This is a genomic window from Nonomuraea sp. NPDC052129 (assembly GCF_040680095.1).
Taxonomy (GTDB): domain Bacteria; phylum Actinomycetota; class Actinomycetes; order Streptosporangiales; family Streptosporangiaceae; genus Nonomuraea.
Genome location: NZ_JBFAVX010000001.1, coordinates 861,136 through 880,943, shown reverse-complemented (window position 1 = coordinate 880,943; position 19,808 = coordinate 861,136). Strand labels below are relative to the sequence as shown.

Annotated in this window: 19 protein-coding genes and 1 tRNA gene; 17 read left to right on the top strand and 3 right to left on the bottom strand. The window is 69.4% G+C overall.

Features of this window, described 5'->3' with window-relative positions:
- Nucleotides 1–36: 36 nt before the first annotated feature.
- Entirely contained in the window at nt 37–1,080 is a 1,044-nt protein-coding gene (locus AB0L53_RS04100; RefSeq protein ID WP_363989910.1) for a hypothetical protein, read from the top strand.
- Here AB0L53_RS04100 and AB0L53_RS04095 read toward each other — a convergent pair.
- The 3 genes from AB0L53_RS04095 to AB0L53_RS04085 form a co-directional block, all read right to left on the bottom strand.
- Nucleotides 1,025–1,906, bottom strand: coding sequence for a sulfite exporter TauE/SafE family protein (locus AB0L53_RS04095; RefSeq protein ID WP_363989907.1), 882 nt, complete (start codon nt 1,904–1,906; stop codon nt 1,025–1,027). The two genes, AB0L53_RS04100 and AB0L53_RS04095, sit on opposite strands and share 56 nt — an antisense overlap.
- Nucleotides 1,903–3,117 (bottom strand): adenylyl-sulfate kinase, encoded by a 1,215-nt coding sequence (cysC, locus tag AB0L53_RS04090; protein ID WP_363989904.1) that lies wholly within the window; start codon nt 3,115–3,117, stop codon nt 1,903–1,905. The genes AB0L53_RS04095 and cysC overlap by 4 nt, the downstream gene beginning before the upstream one ends.
- 393 nt (nt 3,118–3,510) lie before the next feature.
- Nucleotides 3,511–4,227: a methyltransferase domain-containing protein gene (locus tag AB0L53_RS04085; RefSeq protein ID WP_363989902.1), complete on the bottom strand. Its 717-nt coding sequence runs from the start codon at nt 4,225–4,227 to the stop codon at nt 3,511–3,513.
- Nucleotides 4,228–4,289: 62 nt separating this feature from the next.
- Here AB0L53_RS04085 and AB0L53_RS04080 point away from each other — a divergent pair, with 62 nt between their 5' ends.
- The 16 genes from AB0L53_RS04080 (at nt 4,290) to AB0L53_RS04005 (ending at nt 19,695) form a co-directional block, all read left to right on the top strand.
- Nucleotides 4,290–4,694, top strand: coding sequence for a signal peptidase I (locus AB0L53_RS04080; protein WP_363989900.1), 405 nt, complete (start codon nt 4,290–4,292; stop codon nt 4,692–4,694).
- A 120-nt stretch (nt 4,695–4,814) separates the two neighbouring features.
- On the top strand, nt 4,815–8,303 hold the full coding sequence (mfd, locus tag AB0L53_RS04075) for a transcription-repair coupling factor (RefSeq protein ID WP_363990357.1): 3,489 nt from the start codon (nt 4,815–4,817) through the stop codon (nt 8,301–8,303).
- A 27-nt stretch (nt 8,304–8,330) separates the two neighbouring features.
- Entirely contained in the window at nt 8,331–8,942 is a 612-nt protein-coding gene (locus AB0L53_RS04070) for a SurA N-terminal domain-containing protein (protein WP_363989897.1), read from the top strand.
- A 2-nt stretch (nt 8,943–8,944) separates the two neighbouring features.
- Complete coding sequence (locus AB0L53_RS04065; RefSeq protein WP_363989894.1) at nt 8,945–9,883, top strand: MazG family protein; 939 nt, start codon at nt 8,945–8,947, stop codon at nt 9,881–9,883.
- A 42-nt stretch (nt 9,884–9,925) separates the two neighbouring features.
- Nucleotides 9,926–11,203 (top strand): phosphopyruvate hydratase, encoded by a 1,278-nt coding sequence (gene eno, locus AB0L53_RS04060; protein WP_363989890.1) that lies wholly within the window; start codon nt 9,926–9,928, stop codon nt 11,201–11,203.
- Nucleotides 11,204–11,313: 110 nt separating this feature from the next.
- A complete protein-coding gene (locus AB0L53_RS04055; protein WP_363989887.1) occupies nt 11,314–11,706 on the top strand; it encodes a septum formation initiator family protein in 393 nt (130 codons plus the stop codon).
- 208 nt (nt 11,707–11,914) lie between these two features.
- Nucleotides 11,915–12,403, top strand: coding sequence for a DUF501 domain-containing protein (locus tag AB0L53_RS04050; RefSeq protein ID WP_363989884.1), 489 nt, complete (start codon nt 11,915–11,917; stop codon nt 12,401–12,403).
- Nucleotides 12,394–13,338: a Ppx/GppA phosphatase family protein gene (locus AB0L53_RS04045; RefSeq protein ID WP_363989881.1), complete on the top strand. Its 945-nt coding sequence runs from the start codon at nt 12,394–12,396 to the stop codon at nt 13,336–13,338. Before AB0L53_RS04050 ends, AB0L53_RS04045 begins: the two co-directional genes overlap by 10 nt.
- Before the next feature lie 177 nt (nt 13,339–13,515).
- A complete protein-coding gene (locus AB0L53_RS04040) occupies nt 13,516–14,967 on the top strand; it encodes a hypothetical protein (protein ID WP_363989879.1) in 1,452 nt (483 codons plus the stop codon).
- A gap of 94 nt (nt 14,968–15,061) precedes the next feature.
- Nucleotides 15,062–15,388: a PadR family transcriptional regulator gene (locus tag AB0L53_RS04035; RefSeq protein WP_358444342.1), complete on the top strand. Its 327-nt coding sequence runs from the start codon at nt 15,062–15,064 to the stop codon at nt 15,386–15,388.
- Nucleotides 15,385–16,236 (top strand): hypothetical protein, encoded by an 852-nt coding sequence (locus AB0L53_RS04030; RefSeq protein ID WP_363989877.1) that lies wholly within the window; start codon nt 15,385–15,387, stop codon nt 16,234–16,236. The genes AB0L53_RS04035 and AB0L53_RS04030 overlap by 4 nt, the downstream gene beginning before the upstream one ends.
- Nucleotides 16,237–16,254: 18 nt before the next feature.
- Complete coding sequence (locus AB0L53_RS04025) at nt 16,255–17,049, top strand: uracil-DNA glycosylase (protein ID WP_363989874.1); 795 nt, start codon at nt 16,255–16,257, stop codon at nt 17,047–17,049.
- Between the two features lie 95 nt (nt 17,050–17,144).
- Entirely contained in the window at nt 17,145–18,461 is a 1,317-nt protein-coding gene (locus AB0L53_RS04020; RefSeq protein WP_358541658.1) for an NAD(P)/FAD-dependent oxidoreductase, read from the top strand.
- Between the two features lie 78 nt (nt 18,462–18,539).
- Nucleotides 18,540–19,052 carry an ACT domain-containing protein gene (locus AB0L53_RS04015; RefSeq protein WP_357943970.1) on the top strand — a complete coding sequence of 171 codons (513 nt, stop codon included), beginning with the start codon at nt 18,540–18,542 and terminating at the stop codon, nt 19,050–19,052.
- Nucleotides 19,049–19,573, top strand: a complete 525-nt coding sequence (locus tag AB0L53_RS04010; RefSeq protein WP_358541655.1) for a peptide deformylase — start codon at nt 19,049–19,051, stop codon at nt 19,571–19,573. The genes AB0L53_RS04015 and AB0L53_RS04010 overlap by 4 nt, the downstream gene beginning before the upstream one ends.
- A gap of 49 nt (nt 19,574–19,622) precedes the next feature.
- Nucleotides 19,623–19,695: transfer RNA gene (locus tag AB0L53_RS04005), tRNA-Leu, on the top strand.
- The last annotated feature ends 113 nt before the right edge of the window (nt 19,696–19,808 follow it).

The window sequence follows — 19,808 nt, the reverse complement described above, 5'->3', positions numbered from 1 at the left end:
ATTTCTCATAAAGCGGTAAATATCAGCGTCAAAGGTGTGGCGCTGTTGGTCGTCGCCGTGCTCGCGGGCTGCTCAGGCGCGCAGGGTGCGGGGAGTCCGGCGCGGGTCGCCCAGCCGAGCGCCAGGCCGAACGTGGAGACCTCGCAGGCCTGCGCCGTCACTGCCAGGCTCATCCCATCTTGTGGTGCCTGGTGGGGGATCGCCCCGGAGGTCTTCACCGGCGCGGGCCTCGAAAGGTCGCTCCACGGCGCCGAATCCCGCATCGGTGACACCGCCGATGTGCTGCACGTCTATCACCGGGGCAAGGAGGAGTTCCCCACCAGCGAGGAGGTCGCGCTGGCCCGCGACCCGGTCCGGCCCAGGCTGCTGCTGATCAACTGGAAGCCGTCGCTCGACTACACCTGGGCGCAGATCGCCCGCGGTGCGATCGACCGCAGGATCGACCGGCTGGCCGACTACATCCGGCGCACCTTTCCCGAGCGGTTCTTCCTCACCCTCCACCACGAGCCGGAGAACGACGTCGACGCCGCCCCCGGCTCGGGCATGCAGGCCACCGACTACGCGGCCATGTACCGCCATGTCGTGCTCAGGCTGCGCGACGAGGGCGTCAAGAACGCGGTCACGGTCATGACCTACATGGGCGCACCCAACTGGGCGGCCAAGCCCTGGTTCGAGCAGCTCTATCCGGGTGACGACGTGGTCGACTGGGTGGCCCTCGACCCCTACGCCGACAGCCGGGTCCGCGACTTCGACGGGCTGGTCAACAAGACCCGGCCCGACTTCGACCAGTGGCCGGGGTTCTACCGGTGGATGCAGTGGCGCTTTCCCGGCAAGCCGGTCATGGTCGCGGAATGGGGCGTGTTCGAGCGGGCCGACGACCGTACGGCCAAGCGCTCGTTCTTCGAGTCGGTGCGTACGCAGATCCAGCGCTATCCGCAGATCAAGGCGCTGATCTACTTCGACTCGCCGCGCGCGCCGCGCGGCGACACGAGCTTCGACTCCGATCCCGCCGCAGGGCGGGCGTTCAGCGAGCTCGCGCGAGATCCTTACTTTCACTCGACGCCCGTGCCGCGGCCCTGACGCGCCAGCGCCAGCCCGCGACGGTCGCGAGTATGGCGCCCGCCAGCGCCCACACCGTCACCGTGTTGCTCACGTCGAGCAGCTTGAGCGCGGAGGCGAGCAGGACGATCCCGAGCATCGCCCTGATGAGTCCGCCCGGCGCTCTGGAGGAGATCCGGGCGCCGAGGTAGACGCCCGGGATCGAGCCGATGAGCAGCGAGACCGTCAGGGTGAGCTGGAAGTCGCCGAAGAGCAGGTGGCCGAGCGCGGCCGAGGCGACGAGCGGCACCGCCTGCACCAGATCGGTGCCGACGAGCTGGTTGGCCTTGAGCGCCGGATAGAGGGCCAGCAGGGCCACGATGATCAGGGAACCCGAGCCGACCGAGGAGATGCCGACGACGAGTCCGCCTACCGTACCGACCAGTACGGTCGGGATTGGGCGCACGACAATGTCGTGGGCGCTCGACGTGCCGCCCTTCCCGGCCAGCCACGTCTTGGCGACCAGGCCCGCGACGGCGAGCAGCAGCGCCACCCCGAGCGCGTACTTCACGCCGTCGCCGACCGCGAACGCGCGCGCCACGAACACCCCGCAGAACGCCGCCGGCACGGACCCCACGCAGAGCCAGCCGACCAGGCGCAGGTTGACCGTGCCCCTGCGCAGGTGGACCGCGCTGCCGACGGGTTTCATCACGGCGGAGGCGACCAGGTCGCTGGAGACCGCGGCCAGTGGCGAGACGTGGAAGAACAGCATCATCATCGGCGTCATGAGCGCGCCGCCGCCCATGCCGGTGAGCCCGACGACGATCGCGACCAGAAAGGACCCGGCGATCAGGGGGAAGTCGATCAACGAACCCAGCCTCCGCTCCGCAGCGCCCCCAGCACCTGGGTGACGGCCGCCTCGATAGAGATGTGCGTCGTGTCGATGATCAGATCGGCGTCGTCCGGCTCCTCGTAGGGGTCGGAGATGCCGGTGAACTCGGGGATGAGCCCGGCGCGGGCCTTGGCGTACAGGCCCTTGCGGTCGCGGCGCTCACACTCCTCCAGCGGGGTGGCCACGTGCACGAGCAGGAAGTCGGCCCCGACCGACTCGACCATCTCGCGCACCTCCTCGCGGGTGGCGGCATAGGGGGCGATGGGAGCACAGATCGCCAGCCCGCCGTGGCGCGCGGCCTCGGCGGCGACGAAGCCGATGCGCCGGATGTTGAGGTCGCGGTCGTCCTTGGAGAACGTCAACCCCTTGGACAGCAGGTGGCGTACCACGTCGCCGTCGAGGTACGTGACCGGGCGGCTGCCCAGTTCGAGCAGGGAGTCGCGCAGGCCGCGGGCGATCGTGGACTTGCCGGAGCCGGACAGGCCGGTGAAGAAGACCACGAGCCCGCGCCGGTGCGGCGGTCCGGGGATGCGCACCGGCTCGGGGCCCGCCAGGTGCTCGGTCGCGCCGTAGGCGGTGGCGACGTGCTCGCGCAGCTCCAGGTCGATCTCGGGCTCCGCGCGCGGCGCCAGCGGCACCGAGACCACCAGGGTGCCCTCGGGCAGCTGCTCCTTGGCGCGCAGCGCGGCGCGTACGACGGCCGGGCCCGTCTCGCCGTACGAGAGGGGGAGCAGCACGATCACCGCGTCGAGCTCCTTGGCGGTGGCGACGATCTCGGTGAGGTCGTCGAGCGGTCCCCGCATGGTGACGGCGAGCGCCGCCCGCCCGTCGAGCTCTTCGCGTATCTGCGCCGGAGTATGGCGAAGCCGGGCGAACGGCCCGTGCTCGGGGGCGCCCAGACCCTTGACCGGGCCGGAGGCCAGGCCGTCGGGCTCGCGCTCGGCGACGGTGAGCACGGCCAGCGGCACGCCTTCGGGGTCGAGCAGCGTGACCTCGGTGCCGGGGGTGGCCGCTTCCGGAAGATGGAGTGTGACGGGAGCCGGCCACGGGGTGCCGTCGGCGAGAGTGCCGCGCTCATGCACCGTGTGCAGGTCGTCGTGCCCGAGGAACCCGCTCAGCGGCTGGAACGCGCCGGAGAGCAGCAGCTCCAGGTCGGCCAGCTCGTACGCCCCTGGGGTCCACTCCACGGTCTGCCATCCCAACTATTCCGATTGACTTGGTAGGAAAGGAGTCTAGCCTTTGGTACAAGTGTGTCGCTAGTGCGGTGTCCCCGAACCTTCACCAGACATTCCGCTCTCCCGGAGTGGGTGTCCCTCTATAGGCGCCTCTGTCGCGGCGGCCCACCTAATACGGGACCGTCCCTCCACGGGGACTTCTTCCGCTCCCCGGAGGGGCCCTCTATGGCGACCTCGGCCACGACGGGCCGTCTTCTTCTTCGTCCCCGGAGGGGGTGTCCCGCCTCAAGGGCCTCGGCCACGATGGGCGGTCTTCCTCTTCGCCCCCGGAGGGGGTATCCCTCCCAAGGGACGTCAGCCAGCACGGACCGTCACGGTGCCCGAGGCGGTCGTGACGAACCACACCTAGATGAGCCGAGCGAAGTGATTCTGCGGCTTTTTGATCACCATGGCGATCTCATCGTGCGTCGACGGAAAGCGGTCGCGGGTCAGCTTGGCCGTCATCCTGACGGCCATCCGTCCGACACGCCCCATGGCCGGACCGCTGGTCGCTGTGTGGTCGTCGGTGATCATGAGCCCGCGCGTCAGGCAGAATGTGTGGATCCCGTCGCGTGAGGTCACCGGCCCGTAGACGGCCGGTAGCGGGCCCGGTGTGCCCGCCGACACCAGGTGCCGCCAGATGAGCCGCCGCAGCCACCACGGGGTGATCCGGTCGAGCAGGCCGTAGGCGGATTTCCGGTCGCGCATGCGCAGCAGGATGAGCCCGCCGGGGCGCAGCGCCTGCAGTAGCCGGTCGAAGACCAGTTCGGCGTGCTGGATCCGCTCCAGCAGGAACGACAGCTGGATCACGTCCACCGACCTCGGGGGCAGCGGGACGCAGCGCAGGTCGCCCAGCGACCACATGGCGAGATCGGCTCGCTCGCCGACCACTCTCCTGATCGGGGGCAGGTCCTCGTCGACGCCGGTGGCCCTGGTGTCGATCCGGTCCAGGACCAGTGGCTCGTCGTGCGCGCATCCGGCGACGAGCACGTCGAGCCGCCTGCCGAGCCGTCCGGCCCACTGCTCGCGGATGCGCTGACCAAAGAGATCGCCCCTTGGGGCTACCGACCGCACCTCAGACATGTCACCCAGAGTAATCAATCGACGCCAATTAGTAAGCCATTTCCCTGCTAGCGTCCTGCGCCGTGAGTGATCTCGTGTACGTGGGCAACGCGAATGTCGACGCCGCGACGGACCATGGCTGGCTCCTGGGCCATTTCAAACCCTACGGCGACCCGAGACACAGCGACGGGGTGGAGATCAAATGGGGCACCCACTCCCCGGGTGACGAACGCGCCGAGTGGGTGCGGGGCGAGGAGCGTACGGCGCTGCTCATCCTCATCTCGGGTCGCTTCCGCGTCGAACTACCGGGCAGGAGCGTGCTGCTCGCCGAGCGGGGCGACTACGTGGTCTGGGGCAAGGGCGTGGACCACTCCTGGCACGCGGAGGAGGAGTCGGTGGTCCTGACGGTCCGCTGGCCATCCGTCCCGGGCTACAAGGTCCTGCGACCGGACACGGTCCTGGAGTCGGACGAGGTCCTGGAGCCGTAGAAGGTCCCGGAGCCGGACAAGGTCTCGGAGCCGGACGGGGACGTGCGGTAGATGCGAATAGGCTTGTAGCACAACCCCCACGCCCGCCGGCTGGGGGTAATCGTCGTGGGGCTGTCGAAAATGAGTCTGTCCGGGCTGCTTGATCTTGTCGTCACCGATCCCAAGCTGACCGCCGCTCTCGAAGAGGGCGGCGACATCGCGCTGGTGGCGCCGTCCGCGCTGCGGCCGTTCGGGGTGGCCGCCCTGGCCGGGCACGATCAGCGGACCGTGCTGGCGATCACCGCCACCGGCCGCGAGGCGGAGGACCTGGCGAGCGCGCTGACCAGCCTGATGGAGCCCAGCTCGGTGGCCGTCTTCCCCGCCTGGGAGACGCTGCCGCACGAGCGGCTCTCCCCGCGCAGCGACACCGTGGGGCAGCGGCTGGCCGTGCTCAGGAGGCTCGCGCACCCGGTCAAGGACGACCAGGCGGCCGGGCCGCTCAGTGTGGTGGTCGCGCCGGTCAGGGCGCTGCTCCAGCCGATCGTCAAGGGCTTGGGCGACCTGGAGCCGACCCGCCTGCGCGCGGGCGACGACGCCGACCTCGACGGGGTCGTACGGCGGCTGGTCGACAACGGTTACCACCGGGTCGACATGGTGGAGAAGCGGGGCGAGGTGGCGGTCCGCGGCGGATTGCTCGACGTGTTCCCGCCGACCGAGGAGCATCCGCTGCGGCTGGAGTTCTGGGGCGACACGGTCGAGGAGATCCGCTGGTTCAAGGTGGCCGACCAGCGCTCGCTGGAGGCCGCGGACGGCGGGCTGTTCGCGCCGCCGTGCCGCGAGCTGCTGCTCACCGCGGAGGTCAGGGAGCGGGCGCGCGAGCTGGGCCGGGAGCACCCGGCGCTGCTCGAGGTGCTCGACCAGCTCGCCGAGGGGACGCCGGTCGAGGGCATGGAGGCGTTCGCGCCCGTGCTGGCCGGGGAGATGGACCTGCTGCTCGACCACCTGCCCGGCAACGCCGCGGTGTTCGTCTGCGATCCCGAGCGGATCAGGGGCCGGGCCGAGGAGCTCGTACGCACCTCGCAGGAGTTCCTGGAGGCGTCGTGGATCAACGCGGCAGCCGGTGGCGAGGCGCCGATCGACCTCGGGGCGGCGGCGTTCCGCTCGCTCGACGACATCCGCGGCCACGCCGACGTGCTGGGGCAGGCGTGGTGGACGATGGCGCCGTTCGGGGCCGGGGTCGAGCTGGACGCGCAGGACTCCGAGGCCTACCGGGGCGACACCAGGAAGGCGCTCGAAGACGTCAAGGGCTGGCTGGCCGAGGACAAGGCGGTCGTGCTGCTGAGCGAGGGACACGGCCCGGCAGAGCGAATGGTCGAGGTCCTCAAGGGCGTGGACGTTCCCGCCCGGTTGGTGAAATATCTGGATAAGTCGCCTGAGGCGAAGGTTGTCCATGTCTCGACGGGGTTGATCGAGCACGGGTTCATCACCCCCAACCTGGCCGTGCTCACCCACCTCGACCTCGTCGGCCAGAAGGCGTCCACCAAGGACATGCGCCGCCTGCCCTCCCGCCGTCGCAACATGGTCGACCCGCTCCAGCTCAAGGTCGGCGACAACGTGGTGCACGAGCAGCACGGCGTCGGCCGCTACATCGAGATGGTGCAGCGCACGGTCCAGGGCGCGACGCGCGAATACCTGGTTATCGAGTACGCCAAGGGCGACCGCCTCTACGTCCCCACGGACCAGCTGGACGAGGTCACCCGCTACGTCGGCGGCGAGGCCCCGACGCTCAACCGGATGGGCGGCGCCGACTGGGCCAAGGCCAAGACCAGGGCGAAGAAGGCGGTCAAGGAGATCGCGGGCGAGCTCATCCGTCTCTACTCCGCCCGCATGGCCTCGCCCGGTCACGCCTTCGCCGCCGACTCCCCCTGGCAGCGGGAGATGGAGGACGCCTTCCCGTACGTCGAGACCGGCGACCAGCTGGAGGCCATCGACGAGGTCAAGCGCGACATGGAGCGCGGCGTCCCGATGGACCGGCTGATCTGCGGCGACGTCGGCTACGGCAAGACCGAGATCGCGGTTCGGGCGGCGTTCAAGGCTCTCCAGGACGGCAAGCAGGTCGCCGTGCTGGTGCCGACGACGCTGCTGGTGCAGCAGCACATGTCGACGTTCACCGAGCGCTTCTCCAGCTTTCCCGTCTCGCTCAGGGCGGTCTCCCGCTTCCAGACCGACGGCGAGGTCAAGGGCACCCTGGAGGGCCTGCGCACCGGCGCCGTGGACCTGGTGATCGGCACCCACCGGCTGCTCAGCCCGGAGGTCCGGTTCAAGGACCTGGGGCTGATCATCATCGACGAGGAGCAGCGGTTCGGCGTCGAGCACAAGGAGGCCATGAAGCACCTCCGCACCCAGGTCGACGTGCTGGCCATGTCGGCCACGCCGATCCCGCGCACGCTGGAGATGGGCCTGACCGGCATCAGGGAGATGTCGACCATCCTCACCCCGCCGGAGGAGCGGCACCCGATCCTCACCTTCGTGGGGCCGTACGACGAGAAGCAGATCGGGGCCGCCATCAGGCGCGAGCTGATGCGCGACGGCCAGATCTTCTTCGTGCACAACCGGGTGGCCTCGATCAACCGGGTCGCCGCCCGGATCAGGGAGCTGGTGCCCGAGGCGCGCATCGCGGTGGCGCACGGGCAGATGAACGAGCACCAGCTGGAAAAGATCATGGTCGGCTTCTGGGAACGCGAGTACGACCTGCTGGTCTGCACCACGATCGTGGAGTCCGGGCTCGACGTGCCCAACGCCAACACGCTGATCGTCGACCGGGCGGACAACTACGGCCTCTCGCAGCTGCACCAGCTCAGGGGCCGCGTCGGGCGAGGTAGGGAGCGGGGTTACGCCTACTTCCTCTACCCGCCGGAGAAGCCGCTCACCGAGACCGCCCACGAGCGGCTGGCGACGATCTCGCAGCACACCGAGATGGGCGCGGGTATGTACGTCGCGATGAAGGACCTGGAGATCCGCGGCGCGGGCAACGTGCTCGGCGCCGAGCAGTCGGGCTTCATCGCGGGCGTCGGCTTCGACCTGTACGTCCGGCTCATGGCCGAGGCCGTACAGGAGCAGAAGGCCAAGCTGTCGGGCGCGGAGGTGACGGAGGAGCACCCCGACGTCAAGGTCGAGCTGCCCATCAACGCGCACATCCCGCACGACTATGTCACCTCCGAACGCCTGCGCCTGGAGGCGTACAAGCGGATCGCCACCATCTCGGCCGAGATCCACATCGACGAGGTACGCGCCGAGCTGACGGACAGGTACGGCAAGCCGCCTGTCGAGGTGGAGAACCTTCTGGCCGTCGCCCGCTTCCGCATCAGCGCCCGCCAGGCCGGGCTCACCGATGTGACACTGCAGGGCCAGAACATCAAGTTCGGTCCGGTCCGGCTGCGGGAGTCGCAGCAGGTACGCCTCGACCGCCTGTACAAGAAGGCCATCTACAAGCAGGCGGCGGAGACGCTGCTGGTGCCCGCGCCGAAGACCAAGCCCCTGGGCGGGCAGCCGTTGCGCGACCTCGACCTGCTCAAATGGTGCGGTGACCTGGTCGAGGCCATGTTCTTGGAGCCCGCGAGGGTAAGCTAGCCGCGGTTTTGTCGGGAAAGGACGCACGTGAAGTCGATTCGAGTGGCTGTGGCCGCTGCCGTGGTGGGTGTCGCGCTGACCGCCTGCTCCTCGCCTATGGAGGCCGGAGCCGCGGCCGTCGTGGGCAGTGAACGGATCTCGTCGCGCGATCTGAACAAGAACGTCCAGGAATACGAGGCCGCGCTGCGGAAGGTCAACATCGAGCCGTCGCAGCTCGGTGTGTCGGTCAACCAGTTCGTTCTGTCCAGGATGGCGGAGCAGAGCCGGCAGCAGCAGCTGGCCGACAAGTTCGGCGTACAGGTCAGCGACTCGGAGATCGACGCCGCGGCCCAGGACAAGGGCGAGCAGCAGACGGCCGAGATGAACCTGCTGTCCAAGGCCGTCTCCCCGGCCAACCCGCGCGGTTACCTGCGGGCGGCGCTCGGCGTGAACAAGGTGCTGGAGAAGCTCGGCGGGCCGCAGAACCAGCAGGCCGTGGAGAAGTTCAAGGCCGCCTACAACGCGATCGCCCCGGTCTTCAGCCCGCGCTACGGCACGATCAGTCAGCAGGGCTTCGTCGACGCCGGCCGGTTCGGCAAGCCGTCGGCGACGACCGAGCAGGCCGGCCAGGGCGAGCAACAGCAGCAGTCGCAGGGCTAGCCGTGCCGCTGATCATCGTCACCACCTCACCGCGGGTCGCGCCGGGTCTGCTGAGCCACCAGGCGTGGCAGGCGTTCGGCTCGGGCCGTGTGCTGACCGGGTCCGCGGATCATCCGCAACTGCCCTACCTGGCCGAGGCCGGGGTCGAGGTGGCCGTCGTCACGCCTGTCCCCGCCGACCTGGCGCGGCGGGCGGTGACGGAGACGGTGGTCTGGCTGGCCGCCGAGGACTCCGAGGACTTCATGCGGGCGGTCGGCCACGCGGCCGTCGCGATGGCCGAGCCGCCGCTGATCGAGGTCGTGCCGGGCTCCTACGACCTGCCCGGCGCGCGGGTGCTCGACCTGGTCGCGGTGATGGAGAGGTTGCGCACCGAGTGCCCGTGGGACCGCAAGCAGACGCACGAGACCTTGGTCCCGTACCTGCTCGAAGAGGCCTACGAGGTGCTGGAGACGATCGAGCAGGGCGACTACCCGGCGCTGCGCGAGGAGCTGGGCGATCTGCTGCTGCAGGTGGTCTTCCACGCGCGGGTGGCCGACGGGTTCGACATGGACGACGTGGCCGAGGGGATCGTCGAGAAGCTGGTGCGGCGGCATCCGCACGTGTTCGGCTCGGTGCGGGCGGAGACCGCCGACGAGGTGAACGACAACTGGGAGGCGATCAAGGCGGCCGAGCGGGCGGCGAAGGACGAGCGTCCGTCGGTGCTCGACGGGGTGCCGATGGGGCAGCCCGCGCTGTCGCTGGCCGCCCAGCTGGTGCGCCGGGCCGAGCGCGGGGGCGCGCCGGACGGGCTGGCCGCCGCGATCTCGCAGGGCGTGGGGCGCGAGCTCTTCGACCTCGTCCGCCGCGCCCAGGACGCGGGAATCGACGCGGAATCCGAGCTCCGCGCCGCCGCTCGCGACTACCGTGACCGCGTGCTCCGCTGGGAGTCGGAGCACCGATAGGCTCTGAAGGCATATTGCCTTTCGATTTAGGAGCGCAAACCCGTGGCTACCATCGAGGTCGTATACGCGCGCGAGATCCTCGACTCCCGGGGCAACCCGACCGTCGAGGTCGAGGTGATCCTCGACGACGGCGGCAGGGGGCGCGCGGCGGTGCCCAGCGGCGCGTCGACCGGCCAGTTCGAGGCCGTGGAGCTGCGTGACGGAGACGAGCGCTACGGCGGCAAGGGCGTGGAGAAGGCCGTGCTCGCCGTCACCGACGAGATCTTCGAAGAGATCAACGGCATCGAGGCCGAGGACCAGCGCATCATCGACCAGATCATGATCGATCTGGACGCGACGCCCAACAAGTCCAAGCTGGGCGCCAACGCCATCCTGGGCGTCTCGCTGGCCGTGGCCAAGGCCGCCGCAGACAGCGCCGAGCTGCCGCTGTTCCGTTACCTGGGCGGTCCCAACGCCCATCTGCTGCCCGTGCCGATGATGAACATCCTCAACGGCGGCGCCCACGCCGACACCAACGTCGACATCCAGGAGTTCATGATCGCGCCGATCGGCGCGAGCACGTTCCGCGAGGCCGTGCGCATGGGCACCGAGGTCTACCACGCGCTCAAGGGCGTGCTGAAGGAGAAGGGCTACGCCACGGGGCTGGGCGACGAGGGCGGCTTCGCGCCCAACCTGCCGTCCAACCGCGACGCGCTCGACCTGATCCTGGTCGCCATCGAGCGGGCCGGCTACACGCCGGGCGACGACGTCGCCCTCGCGCTCGACGTGGCCGCCTCCGAGTTCCACAAGGACGGCGTCTACACGATCGACGGCAAGGGTGTCTCGGCCCAGGAGCTCATCGCCTTCTACGCGGACCTGGTCGACAACTACCCGCTCGTCTCGATCGAGGACCCGCTCGACGAGGAGGACTGGGCCGGCTGGAAGGCCATCACCGAGGCCATCGGCGACAAGGTCCAGTTGGTCGGCGACGACCTGTTCGTGACCAACCCGGAGCGGCTCGGCCGCGGCATCGCCGAAGGCACCGCCAACGCGCTGCTGGTCAAGGTCAACCAGATCGGCACCCTGTCCGAGACCCTCGACGCGGTCGACCTGGCTCACCGCAGTGGCTACCGCTGCATGATGAGCCACCGCTCCGGCGAGACCGAGGACACGACGATCGCCGACCTGGCCGTGGCGGTCAACTGCGGCCAGATCAAGACCGGCGCGCCCGCCCGCTCGGACCGGGTGGCCAAGTACAACCAGCTCCTGCGCATCGAGGAAATTCTCGACGACGCCGCTCGCTACGCGGGTCGCGGCGCTTTTCCGCGTTTCCAGCGCTAGTTTCGGGTACGGCTCGCGGCATGGCGGGTATGCCGCGAGCCGGTCAGAAGGGTGCAAATAGCACCATCCGCTAAGTTCGGCCACCGAACTGGACACGGAGGTGTGAACCGTTGGCTAAGAGGCCGCAGCTGACCGGGCGGGCCGCCATCCTGGCGATCGTGGTGTGCGCGATCGCGATGAGCCTGGCCTACCCTGTACGCGAGTACATCGCGCAGCGCCGCGGCATCGCGGAGTTGCGGGCGGAGAAGGCGCGGGTCGAGGCCGACCGCCAGGCGCTGGCCGAGCAGGCGCAGCGGATCCGCGATCCCAACTGGATCAAGCGGACGGCCAAGGAACGGCTTCACTACTGCGGGCCGGGCGAGAAGTGCTACGTGGTCATGGACGCCCAGCCGGACAAGACCACGACGACGGTCAAGCAGCCCGCCGCGATGCCGCCGTGGTACCAAACGCTGTGGGAATCGGTCGAGGCCGCCGACACGGGCCAGGGCCGCAAGGCCGGATGAGCGCCGACTCGGGCCGGAGCCGCAAGGCGCCGAGTCGGGCCGGGGCCGCAAGGCGCCGAGTCGGGCCGGGGCCGCAAGGCGCCGACTCGGGCCGGGGCCGCAAGGCGCCGAGTCGGGCCGGGGCCGCAAGGCGCCGACTCGGGCAAGAGCCGCAGGGCTGGATGAGCACCGGCGCGGGGGAGCGTCGGTGGCGTGTGAGGGGAGAGCGTTGGACAGCAGAGACGTCGACGCGGTGCAGCGGCAGCTGGGCCGCCCGCCGAGAGGGCTGCGCGAGGTGGCGCACCGCTGCCCGTGCGGCAACCCCGACGTGGTGGAGACCGCGCCGAGGCTGCCCGACGGCTCGCCGTTCCCCACGCTCTACTACCTGACCTGTCCCAAGGCGGCCTCCGCGATCGGCACGCTCGAAGGCTCGGGGCTGATGCGCGAGATGCAGGCCAGGCTGGCCGCCGACCCGGAGCTGGCCGCCGCCTACCAGGCCGCCCACGACGACTACGTGGCCAGGCGCGACAAGGCGGCGCAGGAGCAGGGCACGGAGCCGCTGCCGCGTGACATGCAGAGCACCGGAGGCATGCCGCTGCGGGTGAAGTGCCTGCACGCGCTCGTCGCGCACGAGTTGGCCGTGCCCGGATCCAACCCGTTCGGCCGGGAGGCGCTGGATGCCCTCCCCGAGTGGTGGAGTGACGGACCATGCGTGTAGCCGCCGTTGACTGCGGCACCAACTCCGTACGCCTGCTGATCGCCGACGTCGGCGACAACGACCTCACCGAGATCGAGCGGCGGATGGAGATCGTACGATTGGGCGAGGGGGTCGACCAGACGGGGCGGCTGGCTCCCGAGGCGCTGGAGCGGACGTTCGCCGCGATGCGCACCTACCGCAAGCTCATCGACCAGCACGGCGCCACGGCGACCCGGGTGGTGGCGACCAGCGCGACGCGCGACGCCGCCAACAGGCAGGAGTTCGTCGACGGGGTGCGCGAGATCTTCGGGGTGGAGCCCGAGGTGGTGACGGGCGCGGAGGAGGCCGAGCTGTCGTTCGTCGGCGCGACCAGGGGGCTGGTCCGGCTGTCGCGGGAGACCGGGGTGCCGCAGGGGCCGCTCCCGCCCTACCTGGTCGTCGACATCGGGGGCGGCTCGACCGAGTTCGTGGTCGGCTCCGAGCACGTCATAGGCGCGCTGTCGGTCGACATCGGCTGCGTACGACTGACGGAGCGGCACCTGCGCGACGCGGGCGATCCGCCGCCGGCGCAGGCGCTGGAGGCCGTCGTGGCCGACATCGAGGCCGCGCTCGACCGGGTCGCCGAGGCGGTGCCCGTCCACGAGGCGCACACGCTGGTGGGTCTGGCCGGCTCCGTCACGACGGTGGCGGGCATCGCGCTGGACCTGCCCGCCTACGATTCGGAGCGGATCCATCACTCGCGGATGACCGCCGAGCAGGTCCACGAGGTCACGCGACGGCTGCTCGCGATGACCCATAGTGAGCGTTCACAGATTCCAGTGATGCACCCAGGTCGAGTTGACGTGATTGGCGTGGGTGCCCTGATTCTGGACCGCATCGTGCGGCGTTTTGAGTTTTCGCAGGTCGTCGTAAGTGAACACGACATCCTCGACGGAATCGCCTACTCCATGGCCTGATTTTTCCGGCGAAAATCGGACAAATCTGGGATTCGGCTGTGTTGAGTGTGCAATCAGTTTTATGCTTAGGTAAAGGGGCATTGCGGGGGCTTTGTCATATTGCCGGACACGGGTGGTGTCGGCGTGGCGACCGTTCCCGGAGCGCATCTTTTCCCTAACGGAATGGAGCACTCTCACATGAACTCATCTCGTCCATTAGCGCGTAAGGCGGCGGCGTTCGGCGCCTCCGCCGCCGTGCTGGGCGCCATGGTCGCGGGGCTGGCAGCCGCTCCCGCGCAGGCGTCTACCCAGGCCACCGCGGGCAAGGCCAGCGCCGCGGCGACCTCCACCAAGGCCAGGCCCAAGGTCTCGGTGTCCACGCCCAAGGCGTCGAGTCGCGACAACGACGGTTCCTGCCCGGTGAAGGTCGACATCTCGGCCAACATCAACGTCAAGCTCGACGGCAAGACCGACCTCGCCTACCGCTGGCTCCACGGAGACGGCTCCAAGGGCAAGGTCAAGGTGCTGAAGCTCAAGGGCCACGGCACCAAGTCGGTCAAGATCGGCCAGACGCTCACCTTCAACGAGGAGGTCAAGGGCTGGGAGGCCGTGCAGGTCCTCGGTCCGCGCAAGGTGACCTCCAAGAAGGGCTACTTCTCGGTCACCTGCCAGGACGCCGTCGTCGTCGACAAGGATCAGCTGAGCAGCGGCAAGAGGATCTCGGTCAGCGCCTGGGCCGACCCGAGCTCGTACGTCGGGCCCTGTACCCCCGGCGACAAGGTCAACTTCCTTGGCCGGATCAAGGTCAACGACCCGACGTGGGTCAAGTACCGCTGGGTGCTGAACGGTCGCGTCGTCGACTATGGCCGGACGAAGATCTACCACTCGAAGACCGTCTCCTTCGGCTACTCGCCGCGTGACAGCCAGCGGGGCTACGCCGTCCTGCAGGTCGTCGGGCGCGGCGGCGGCTCCTCCTCGGACCGGGCCTACTACAAGGTCTGGTGCAAGGACGAGGCTCCCTCGACGCGGGTGTCGGCCACCAACCTGGTGACCGCGACCAACAACGACGGCTGCAAGGTCGGCGCGCACGCCACCATCAACTCGACCGGCCGCGCGCGGGTCGAGTACACGTGGTACGTCAACGGCCAGTCCGTTGACAGTGGTGTGGTCGGGTTCGGCCGCGAGGGCTCGCGTACCGTCGAGCTGTCGGACCGCGTTCTCTCCGGCTCCGCGACGCAGGGTGGCCGGGTGACCCTGGCCGTCTCCGGGCCGCGGAACAACGACTCGATCAGCCAGTCCTACGCCGCCTGCGAGGCCCCGAAGCCGAAGATCTCGGTTTCCAGCCTCTCGGTCTCCGGCCAGCGCAACGAGTTCTGCGCCGACAGGCGCGGCCCCGGCGTCGACTTCAAGGCGACGATCTCCAGCACCGCCCCGACCACCGTCAAGTACTACTGGGTGATCGACGGCAAGCGGGAGAACCCGGACCTCGAGCGTCAGGTCAACGGCAGTGTCGACGTGACCTGGGGTATCGCGGGCGCGCAGAGCGCCAGCGAGACCAAGGGTTCCGTCCAGCTCGTGGTCTTCAGCCCCGACTCCGCTTCCGCGGCCACCAGCTTCTCGGTGAGCTGCCCGAAGCCGGCCGGCGCCTGATCAGTTGAGTTGAGTTGAACCGGGTGGTGTCCTCGTGGCGCCGCCCGGTTTTTCTGTTTGCCACTACTGCGCTTTGCAGAGTAGTGTGCATCGCGTGGATAGTAGCCAGCTGCTCAAGGGCGTGCTCGATCTGGCGGTCCTCGCCGTGCTCGACGAACGTGATGGCTACGGCTACGACGTCGTGCGCAGGCTGAGGGAAGCGGGGCTCGACGACGTCGGAGACGCCTCCGTGTACGGCACGCTGCGCCGCCTGTTCAAGGCCGGCGCGCTCAACTCCTATGTGGTGGCCTCCGACGAGGGACCCCACCGCAAGTACTACGGGCTCAACGAGGTCGGCAGGAGCATGTACGCCTCGTCGGCCAAGACCTGGACCTCTTTCGCGGCCACCATGGCCTCCCTGCTCAAGGAGGGGCAAGCATGATCACGCCCGAACAGTACGCGCAGGCCGTACGGGACGCCCTGGCCGATCATCCGGAGCGCGAGGAACTGCTCGAAGACCTGGACGACCACCTGGCGGAGATCGCGGCCGAGTCCGACGTACCGCTGGAAGAGCGGCTGGGGCCGCCCGCCGCCTACGCCGAGGAGCTCGTGGCCGCCTACGGGGGCCGGCCGGAGAGCGCCCGGAAGCCCCGCTTCCGGGCGCGGGAGCGGATCGCGACCTTGCACTCCCGGCTCCTGCGACAGGCGCCCTACCGGAGCCTCACGGGCTTCCTGCCCGAGTTACGGCCCGGGTGGTGGGTGCTGCGCGGCTACCTGGTGGCCATGGTGCTGCTGAGTGTGGCCATCGATGGCCGGCTCGTGCCGCAGACCCTGACCGACTGGGTGGTGGTGGCCGTGTGCGTCTGGGCCTCGGTCTGGCTGGGCAGGCGGTCGAGGGGACGGCTGGCGGCGACGACCGCCTTCGCCGTCAACCTGGCGGCCGTGCTCGCGCTGGCCGCCGGGTTCGTGGCGGCGCAGTCGGTCGAGTCCTCCTCGCCGGTCGGCTACGCGGTGGCCGACGCCCCCGTGATCGTGCAGAACATGGCGCGGTCGGACGGGTTTTTCAACATCAAGCCGTACGCCAAGGACGGCACCCCACTGACCGACGTCTACCTGTACGACCAGGACGGCAACCCGATCATCACCCGCCCCGAGGAGCACGGCTACATGGTCGACCGCTCATGCGGCGAGCCGATTCTCAACCGCTACCCGCTGCCGCTGGTCGAGGTCGCCCCCGAGACGCAGACCGCCGCCCCGTGTCCCAGCCCGAGTCCTTCGGCCACCAAGTGATCGGGCACCATCGGTGCCATGAGCTTCGTACCTCCAGGCACCGGTTGGCCCGGCGACCCGGCGACCGCTGACACCCCGGTCGCCCACGACCCCGCGGACGTGCGCCGCCTCGCCGCCGCCGGCAGCACCCTGGCGGAGCTCACGGCCGCGCAGTCCGTCTGCCGGGCCTGCCCGCGCCTGGTGGAATGGCGCGAGGAAGTGGCCGAGGTGAAGCGGCGCGCGTTCGCGGACGAGACCTACTGGGGGCGGCCGGTCGCCGGATGGGGCGATGACCGGCCGCGCGTCCTGCTCGTCGGCCTGGCCCCGGCCGCGCACGGGGGCAACAGGACCGGGCGGATCTTCACGGGTGACCGCAGCGGAGACTGGCTGTTCGCCTCGCTGTATCGCGCCGGACTGGCCGTACAGGAGACGAGCACGCACGCCGGTGACGGGCAGCGGCTGATCGGTGCCCGGGTGGTGGCCTCAGTGCGGTGCGCGCCACCCGCGAACAAGCCCACGCCCGAGGAGCGGGCCACGTGTTTGCCGTGGCTGTCGCGGGAGCTGACGCTGACCGCGCCGAGCGTGCGGGTGGTCGTCGCGCTGGGCGGGTTCGCCTGGCAGGCCATGTGGCCCGCGCTGAAGGACGCGGGCTACACGCTGCCGCGCGTCAGGCCGCCGTTCGGGCACGGCGTCGAGGTCCAGGTCTCGTACGGGCAGGCGCCGGTGACCCTCATGGGCTGCTATCACCCCAGCCAGCAGAACACCTTCACCGGCAGGGTGACCGCCCAGATGCTCGACGACGTCTTCGTCAGAGCCAGAGCGCTGGGGGTGTGACGCGTAGCACCACCTGGGGATTGGCTTTATGGGGTGCCCTTGACGTAGCCTTGTGAATAGTTTCACAAGCGCTCCCATGGGATGGGGAACCGAGGATGAACAAGCACATTCTGATCGTCGGCGGCGGTTACGTCGGCCTCTACACGGCATTGCGGCTACAGCGCACGCTCCGCTCGGAGCTGCGCGACGGCCAGGTGCGCATCACCATCATCGACCCCCACTCGTACATGACCTACCAGCCGTTCCTGCCCGAGGCGGCGGCGGGCAACCTCTCCCCGCGGCACGTGGTCGCCCCGCTGCGCCGGGTCCTGCCCAAGGTGCGCGTGCTCAACGGCAGCGTCACCGCCGTCGACCACGGCGAGCGGAGCGTCACCTTCCAGCCGGTCGAGGGCGAGCCGCGCGAGATCGCCTACGACGTGATCGTGATGGCCGCCGGCTCGATCTCGCGGACACTGCCGATCCCCGGCCTGACCGACATCGGCATCGGGTTCAAGAACGTGGGCGAGGCCATCGCGCTGCGCAACCGGGTCCTGCACCTGCTCGACGTGGCCGAGTCGACCGAGGACCTGGAGGCGCGCCGCCGGGCGCTCACCTTCGTCGTCGTCGGCGCGGGCTTCGCGGGCGTCGAGGCGCTGGCCGAGCTCGAGGACATGGCCAAGGACTCGACCCGCTACTACCGCAACATCAAGCCGTCCGACATCCGCTGGGTGCTGGTGGAGGCCACGAACCGGGTGCTGCCCGAGGTCGGCCCCGAGATGGGCAAGTGGACGCTGGAGCAGCTGCGCGAGCGCGGCATCGACGTGAAGCTCGACACGCGCCTGGAGTCCTGCGAGGGCGGCCACGTGGTGCTCTCCGACGGCTCGAAGTTCGACGCCGACACCCTCGTGTGGACCGCGGGCGTCAAGCCCAGCCCGGTGGTCAACGACGGCGGCCTGCCCCTCGACGAGCGCGGCCGGATCAAGACCACGACGAAACTGACGGTCGCGGGCGTCACGGACGCCTTCGCCGCCGGTGACGCGGCGGGCGTCCCCGACGTGACCAACCCCGGCCAGTATTGCGCCCCCAACGCTCAGCACGCCGTACGTCAGGCCAAGGTGCTCGCCGACAACCTGGTCCGCCATCTTCGGGGGCAGGAACTGGTCGACTACCGCCACAAGTATGTCGGATCGGTCGCCGGTCTCGGCCTGCACCAGGGGGTCGCGAACGTCTATGGAGTCAAGCTTCGCGGATTCCCTGCGTGGTTCATGCACCGCACTTACCATCTGTCGCGGGTGCCGACGCTGAACCGCAAGGTCCGTGTCGTCGTCGACTGGACTCTGGCCCTGTTCTTCAAGCGGGAGACCATCTCACTGGGCGAGATGGAGCACCCGCGCGACGGGTTCAGAGCCGCCGTGGCGACGACCCGCCGCTAGCCCGCGTACAGCAGCGCCCCGGTGCGGCCGCATCGGGGCGTTTCGGCATTCTCGACTCAATCGAGAGGGGATCCACGAGTGGGGCTCTCAGCGGTGACGGTGCTCGGCGTGGACCGGCCCGGCGTGATCGCGGCGGTCACCGGCTCGCTCGCCGACTGCGGGGCGAACATCCAGGACTCGACCATGACGCTGCTCGGCGGCCATGTCGCGATGATGCTGCTGGTCTCGGGCGATCTGAGCGCCGACGAGCTGACCAAGCACCTGTGCGCGCCGGACCTGGTGGTGACCGCCTCGGCCGTCGAGGCCCGCCGCTACTTCGGCGGCCGGCCGACCGGGCTCGGTTACGTCCTGACCGTCCACGGCCCGGACCGGCCGGGCATCATCTCGGCCATCAGCGCCGAACTCGCCTCGGTGGGCGGCAACATCACCGGCATGAGCACCCGGCTCACCGGCCGGCTGTACGTCCTCATCGCCGATGTCGAGTTGCCCGAGGAGGTCGACGTGGCCGGGCTGATGCGCGGGCTGGCCACGGTCGGCTCGGGCCTCGAGTCCGAGATCACCTTCCGGCCCGTTGAACCGGACCTGTTGTGACCCCGCCGGACGGGATCGCCCGCGGAGTGCTCGACGCTCCGCATCCGCTCCTGTCCGCCCGGGCCCGGCAAGTGGATCCCACCGACCCTCGCGTGGTGGCCGCGGCGGCCGATCTCCTCGCCACTCTGCGCGGCGAACCGGGGACCGCGGGTCTGGCCGCCCCCCAGATCGGGCTGAGCTGGCGGCTGATCGCCTTCGACGCCGCCGGGCACCCAAGAGGTAGGTCGTGGGCCGGCGAGCTCGTGGTGGTCAATCCACGGCTCGCTGAGGCGTCTCACTGGTGCGTCGGGCGGGAAGGGTGCGCCTCGATCGCGGGTTTGACCGCTGACGTACGGCGAGCGACGCGTATCACAGTGCTCGGCAGCTTGCCTGGCACGGGAGATCCCGTCACCATCGAGGCGGATGCATTCGAAGCTAGGTGCATTCAGCATCAACTGGACCATCTCGACGGCGTTCTGTTCCTGGACAGAGTGTCAGGAGCCCTATCACTTCACCGCAGACTTCACAGTTGTGACGCCTGATACGAAGTTGTGCTCCTCGGAAGCATGGTCCGTTTCGTATGATTGCGGCGCCCCCGTAGCCCAAAGGCAGAGGCAAACCCCTTAAAAGGGTTGTAGTGCGGGTTCGAATCCCGCCGGGGGCACCCGCATCTACCAGAGGAAATGCCTCACTAAACAACCCTCAGTAACCGCGGGAACTCAGGAACGGATCCGTTCGTTGTCCTCCTGCTGAAGTCTCGAAACCACATAGATCTGA

Bases quoted from the DNA above. Each gene is read 5' to 3' on its own strand.
- AB0L53_RS04085 (WP_363989902.1), bottom strand. From the start codon at position 4,227: ATGTCTGAGGTGCGGTCGGTAGCCCCAAGGGGCGATCTCTTTGGTCAG.
- mfd (WP_363990357.1), top strand. From the start codon at position 4,815: ATGAGTCTGTCCGGGCTGCTTGATCTTGTCGTCACCGATCCCAAGCTG.
- AB0L53_RS04045 (WP_363989881.1), top strand. From the start codon at position 12,394: ATGCGTGTAGCCGCCGTTGACTGCGGCACCAACTCCGTACGCCTGCTG.
- AB0L53_RS04040 (WP_363989879.1), top strand. From the start codon at position 13,516: ATGAACTCATCTCGTCCATTAGCGCGTAAGGCGGCGGCGTTCGGCGCC.
- AB0L53_RS04030 (WP_363989877.1), top strand. From the start codon at position 15,385: ATGATCACGCCCGAACAGTACGCGCAGGCCGTACGGGACGCCCTGGCC.
- AB0L53_RS04025 (WP_363989874.1), top strand. From the start codon at position 16,255: ATGAGCTTCGTACCTCCAGGCACCGGTTGGCCCGGCGACCCGGCGACC.
- AB0L53_RS04020 (WP_358541658.1), top strand. From the start codon at position 17,145: ATGAACAAGCACATTCTGATCGTCGGCGGCGGTTACGTCGGCCTCTAC.